Annotated in this window: 6 protein-coding genes; 5 read left to right on the top strand and 1 reads right to left on the bottom strand. The window is 47.2% G+C overall.

The window, feature by feature from the left end; all coding sequences use genetic code 11:
- Positions 1-3: 3 nt before the first annotated feature.
- A complete protein-coding gene (locus OCV66_RS11885; protein ID WP_107631898.1) occupies positions 4-1221 on the bottom strand; it encodes a 3D domain-containing protein in 1218 nt (405 codons plus the stop codon).
- A 284-nt stretch (positions 1222-1505) separates the two neighbouring features.
- On the opposite strand from OCV66_RS11885, the gene OCV66_RS11890 reads away from it, so the two are divergent.
- From OCV66_RS11890 to OCV66_RS11910, 5 genes are all read left to right on the top strand, one after another.
- On the top strand, positions 1506-2375 hold the full coding sequence (locus OCV66_RS11890; protein ID WP_054327135.1) for a helix-turn-helix transcriptional regulator: 870 nt from the start codon (positions 1506-1508) through the stop codon (positions 2373-2375).
- A gap of 309 nt (positions 2376-2684) precedes the next feature.
- On the top strand, positions 2685-3746 hold the full coding sequence (locus tag OCV66_RS11895) for an Ldh family oxidoreductase (protein WP_242977946.1): 1062 nt from the start codon (positions 2685-2687) through the stop codon (positions 3744-3746).
- Between the two features lie 18 nt (positions 3747-3764).
- Positions 3765-4559 carry an HpcH/HpaI aldolase family protein gene (locus OCV66_RS11900; RefSeq protein ID WP_054327136.1) on the top strand — a complete coding sequence of 265 codons (795 nt, stop codon included), beginning with the start codon at positions 3765-3767 and terminating at the stop codon, positions 4557-4559.
- A gap of 36 nt (positions 4560-4595) precedes the next feature.
- On the top strand, positions 4596-5573 hold the full coding sequence (locus tag OCV66_RS11905) for a tripartite tricarboxylate transporter substrate binding protein (RefSeq protein ID WP_107631899.1): 978 nt from the start codon (positions 4596-4598) through the stop codon (positions 5571-5573).
- A gap of 97 nt (positions 5574-5670) precedes the next feature.
- Positions 5671-6019, top strand: a 349-nt coding sequence (locus OCV66_RS11910) for a hypothetical protein (RefSeq protein WP_147574442.1), incomplete at its 3' end; no start/stop codon positions are given.

A 6019-nucleotide genomic window follows, 5' to 3' on the forward strand; every position in this document is an offset into this window, starting at 1 on the left:
AACTCAGCTTAATATGTATACTTTGGCTGGACGGACGCCAAACTGGTCCGCTTCCTCATCAGTCATGAAGAAGAGATCGATACGATTTTCCTTGATCAGCCCGCCGGTATCCTCGGCGATGCCGGGGCCATACGACCAGGACTGGTCGCCTCCGTCTGAAACGACATATACACGGCTGCCTAATGGGATTACCCGTGGGTCGACTGCAATGGTTCCATACCGCGTGGTCGTGCCGCTGGCAGTGATCAGGCCGCCGTCCTCGATTCGATGATAGGCGGTTGCAGTTACGTCAATGACTGAAGAATACTGAAACGTTGAACCATCTGCGGCTGTTATGGTTTTTGAAGCAGTATCATCTTGGATACCGGCGGGGACGGACCAGACCTGCGACCGTCCCGCAGTAGACAACTGGCTGCCGGAAGCGCTGTCTGCTGCGGTGCTGCCGGCGTCTGCTGTGTCATACCCGTCTTGCTGTACCGGCTCAGCCGGTTCTACGGTAGATCGCTTTTTTGTCCCCTGTTCAATGATGCAGTTAACAGGCGCAAGGACTTCTTCTTCAAAAACCATTTCCTTTTCGAACGGGACGCCGTCATGAAGCGTGATACGGTAAGTGATTTCGGTTTCGCCATTCCTGCCGTATTGCAGTATGTGCTGTGTTCCGTCTACCATATCGGAATTTTGGCGGGTTTCTACTTGGAAAGGGGTTGTTATTGTTTCGACCTCCGAGCGATAGCTTACTTCAGTAATGGAGATTTCCGTATTTTCCACCAACCATCGGTCAAGTCCTGGCACTACAATATCATTCTCGCCCACAGCAATGCCGACCTGCTCCAACAGCTCGCCTACGGTGCAGGCCGTAAAGGGGACGGTCATAGTTTGATCTTTGGTTTTGATCTGGGCACTCAATTCCTGATCCAGCGTGAGGTAAGTGGTATTACCCTCTCTGCGCTGGGCGATCACCTTCAGGTTTTGAAAGTTTGAAATTTTTTGTGCCTCGGCGATCGTGCCGGGATGCAGCCGGACGGTTTCATAACGGTTGCCGTCAGTCAAAATATATGTATGGGAGGAAAGCTTGACCGCCAGGACAATCAAGCTGAGAATGACACAAAGCAGGAGCAACACCAGAGCAGTGAGGATATTGGAATAATGCTTCCCAATATCCTGCAAGGTTTCGCGTGTTTGAGGGGGATGCGCTGACAAAAAAGTTTTCTTTTTTTTCATATATCGTATTCCGCTTTCCAGTTTGATCAAAGTGAGGTAATGTACCTGTAATATTTATCGGACGGTTTAAGGCAAAATAAATATTTTAATGCAATATATATTTGGGGTAGAGAGCCAAGGCAGTAAGGGCGTCCGGTGGCAGAAAGCTTGAGGTCGGGGGATTGTGTGAAAAAGTAAAATCTGCTACAATAAGCTTGCTTTACCAGTGGAAAGTGTGGAGTGCGCGGCGGATGGTCCGGTTGAGGACTGCGGTGGGAAGCAAAAAAAGAAGGGGAGGCGGGAGCATGCGGGACATTGAGGTTGTATGGACCTTTATGCTGGATTATATGCGTGGATGGGGGATACGAGAGCATAGCCATGACTTTTACCAGATGTACTATGTAGTTTCAGGGGAAGCGGATATGCTGTTGGACAGGCAGAAAGTCCATTTATATCCCCATCTCTGCGTTGTAATTGAACCGGAGCAGCTGCATGAACTGCCTGTGATCTCAAGCGGGAGGCTGCGGATCATAGATACAAAATTTTATCTCCATAATTCCAATACCATGGATGAGGTGCATTGCCTGCCACGCTGTTTTGAAATTGAGGACAATGAATTTGAAACCGCACTTTTAGGAGCGCGAAACGAGTGGCAGTCCAATGCACGGTACAGTAGAGAAATGGCAAATGCTCTTTTTGAGCAGGCATTCTATATCTATATCCGTAAAAACGGCTCTTTTGTTGAAAGGAATTCCTTTTCACGTGCGATTGACCACATCATAGCCAACCTGACTGGCGTGGAAAAACAAATTGCCGACTATGTTTCCGTGCATTTTGCAGAGGATTTCACACTGGATCAGTTGGCAGAATCCCTGAAATACAATAAAAACTACCTCTGCAAGCTGTTTAAGCAGGCAACGAATTTTACGATTATCCATTATGTGAATTATTTAAGGGTTTGTAGGGCTTATGAGCTGATCTGCTATTCCAGTTATAGCTTGAATGATATTAGCGTATTGTCAGGCTTTTCCAGTGTGCATTATTTCACATCTGTATTTAAAAAAGTAACGGGTAAAACGCCGGGGGAAATGCGCGATTTGGAAAAAGATGCCATGTACACAGCGATACAGCAGCATGGAAAGTTCAGCTATCGTTATTATAAAGAGCCGGAATAGGGAAAGAGAGTACACATGGTTTGCATGGTGTACTCTTTTTGTTTGCAAGAAAAGCGGATAGGTTTGATAAAAATATACAAAATGGGCGTTTGAATATTTGGCAACAAAAGTTAAGATAGTGAAAAGGAAGTTCAATATTATGCAAAGACAAATTGCCTGTAAACTGTTATATTATTGGCATAAGAGATAACTGTTTCTCAAAAATAAAGAAAAATATAGCAAAAAAGCATAATGAAAGCAATTTGACAGTATCGTGCGATTATCTTTAAAAATGAATATTTTATAAAGGCTAAAGGGAGGGTCTGAAAAGTGGATGATCATATTCGTTTGTGCGATGATAAAAAAATTGTAGCTTTTATTGCAGACTTATATGAAAAAGCCGGCGTAGACAGGGAAACAGCGGAATTGCATGGCGTTGGACTGGTAGAGGCCAGCTTGCGCGGCGTGGATTCACACGGAATTATGCGCACAGCGGCTTATTTTGAACGCTATCGCAAAAAAGCAATTAATGTGAAGCCGGATATTAAGGTGGTAGCCGGAGAAAAGGCATTTGTGGTTATGGATGCCGATAATGCTTCGGGCTTTGTTGCTTCCCGATATGCTATGGAGCATGCAATTATGCTGGCTCGAGAGTACCATATAGCGGCAGTATGCGTGAAAAATAGCAATCATTTTGGCGCCGCAGCTCTGTATGCACAAATGGCGGTGGATGCCGGTATGGTCGGTATGGCGTCAACTAATGTTCGGCCTAATATCACGGCGCCGGGAGCAAAAGGGCGCGTTGTTGGTAATAACCCTTTCGCCATTGGGATCCCCACTTATGACGATTACCCGTTTATGCTGGATATGGCACTTTCTGTTGTTGCGGGTGGGAAACTGAAAATGGCGATACGCAAAGGAGAAAAAATTCCGTTGGGCTGGGCGACGGATGTGGAAGGAAACCCGACAGATGATCCGAAGAAAGGTTTTGATGGTTACTTCCTTCCGGTAGGAGGGTTCAAAGGATTGGGAATCGCTTATGTGATTGATATGCTCTGTGGTGTAATGACTGGCGGTGCATTTTCGGATCATATCAAGAGCATGTACGCAGAGCCAGATGATCCAAGCGGGACCTGTCACATGTTTATTGCGGTAGATTGTGATGCAATTATTGGAAAGGAGGAGTTAAGAGCGCGTATTGCAGAATACCGGCAGTATATACGGTCTATCCCTGTGGTGGGGGATGCGCCGCCGTTGAGTTTTCCGGGAGAGATTGAAGAAAACTGCAAACGAGAACGGCAAAAAAACGGTATCCCGCTGCCGTACAGTATTTACAGAGAGCTGGAGGCATATGCGGAGCGCTATCAAATACCGTTTTCTATTGAAAAATGAAGAAAGGATTTTAGGTCTATGCTGCGTTTAGATGAAACATTTCATAATCCCGTTAAAAAGCTGCTGAAAGAGAAGAAAAAGATCCTTGGCGCATGGTTGCAAATGGCAAGCCCTTATGCGGCAGAAATATTTGCTAAGGCTGGGGTAGATGTTTTAATGATTGATATGGAGCATGCGCCGAATGACCCATTGAGTATGCTGGAACAACTCAGGGCAATGGGGCGCTTCAGCTCAATTCCATTTGCCCGCGCGCCTTGGAACGACTTGGTAACGATTAAGCGCATGCTGGATGTCGGGTTGTATGGCCTGCTCATCCCCTATGTCAACACAAGAGATGAGGCGGAACGAGCGGTTCAGGCATGTAAATATCCTCCGGAAGGGATGCGTGGCATAGCGCCTTCGCCGCGTGCCGGTGGCTTTGGGATGAATTCACAGAACTATCTGGCGCATGCCAACGATGAAATAGTGGTTATGACCGCTGTAGAAACAGGAACGGCAGTCAAGAATCTGGATGAAATCCTGCAGGTGGAAGGACTGGATGGAATATTTATTGGCCCGATGGATTTAGCCACTTCAATGGGGTATTTTTGCAATCCGTCTGCGCCAGAAGTACAGGAAGCAATACATACGATTGAAGAAAAGGTGTTTGCGAGTGGAAAGTTTTTAGCCACTGTTGCAGGAAATTTTGAGGCGGCAAAAAAACTATATGACCGTGGCTACAGTATGGTGGTTGCCTTTGCGGACGGAGGCACTTTGGGACGAGTAGCGCGCGAGCAAGTCGAGCTATTCCGGACTGCTTATCCGGAACGATAATATGGAAAGAGACAAACTAAAAAAGGAGGCAAAAAAATGAAACGGTTATTATCAGCTTTGTTGGTCGGTGCGCTTTGTACGGGTGTATTAAGTGGCTGCGGCTCAAATGAGAAGCCGAGTGCGGGGGATAGCAGCGACTGGCCTTCACGGCCAATCACGGTTATAGTACCATATGGAGCAGGAGGGGATACGGATTTTAATGCGCGTGCCTACCTCGAAGGGCTGGGCAGTGAGTTAGGGACATCGGTTGTAGTCAGTAACGTTACTGGGTCCGGCGGCTCAATTGCAAGTCGTCAGGTAAAGGATTCCGATCCGGATGGATATACGGCGCTTTTTTTCCATACAGCAATGAATGTTAACCAGGCGATTGGCACAGCGGACTTCGGACTGGATGATTTCAAGTTGTCGGCAGTGGTCGGCAAGGGGCCTGGCGAGATTATTGTAGCGCGGAAAGATGCGGGCTACAATAACCTGGAAGAGCTGAAAGAGTACACGCAACAGCATCCGGGTGAGGTAAAGATGGGTATAGAAACCGGTACAATGGTGCATATCAACGGAAAGCAGATGCAGGATGCCGGTATTGATGTATCCTTTGTGGATGCGGGCGGCGCTTCCGATCGTGTTGCAGCGTTGGCGGGTGGACATATCGATTTAATTATCAACGCATATGGCACGGTTAAAGATTATCTGGAAACCGGTGAGTTTGTTGCCTTGGGACAGGTGAACGCAGAGCGCAGCGAGGGCTTTCCGGAAATTCCGACCGCTATAGAGCAAGGATTTGACATTCAACTTGAAAAATATTATTTCTTCGCTTTCCCTAAGGATACTCCGGATGAGATTGTACAGAAATTTGCGGATGCCTGCAAGGTTGTGAGTGAGCAGGAGGACTACGCGACCAGCATTATGGAGGCTTACCGCCAGACGCCGTTTTACGCAGATGCCGAGGAGGGGCGGGCATTGCTCGATTCCACCAAGGAGATTATTGATAAATACGCAGCAGAGTTGCTTTCTTAAAGTGGATGCGGGATAGGGAACGGCAAGTCCGTTTCCTATCCTTGCAGAAATAAGATAAAAATAAGCTGGACGTCTAACTGGTAAGGAGGCGGATTTGTTGAGGAAATATAAGGATGCAATTGTTGGTGGACTTGTCATTCTTGCGGCGGTTGGCTTGTTTGCGGCGAGCCTTACGATACAATCACTTTCGCTTAACCTAATAAAAGCGGATTTCTTCCCGAAGATGGATGCGATTCTGCTCGGCATACTGGGAATAGCGCTGCTTTGGGATGGATTGAGGAAAGCGGGACAGGCGTCGGAGGAATCAAAAGGCGAGGAGAAAAGCGGGATGTCGCAGGGTACTCGCTGCATGATTATAACGCTGGGGGGCAATCCCAAATTTTGTGTAACCGCCAAAAGCGGTGCAAATAGAGAAAAATTTATCATGGGCGGCAGACGGGTAAAAC

The organism is Agathobaculum ammoniilyticum, assembly GCF_025567315.1.
Lineage (GTDB): Bacteria > Bacillota > Clostridia > Oscillospirales > Butyricicoccaceae > Agathobaculum > Agathobaculum ammoniilyticum.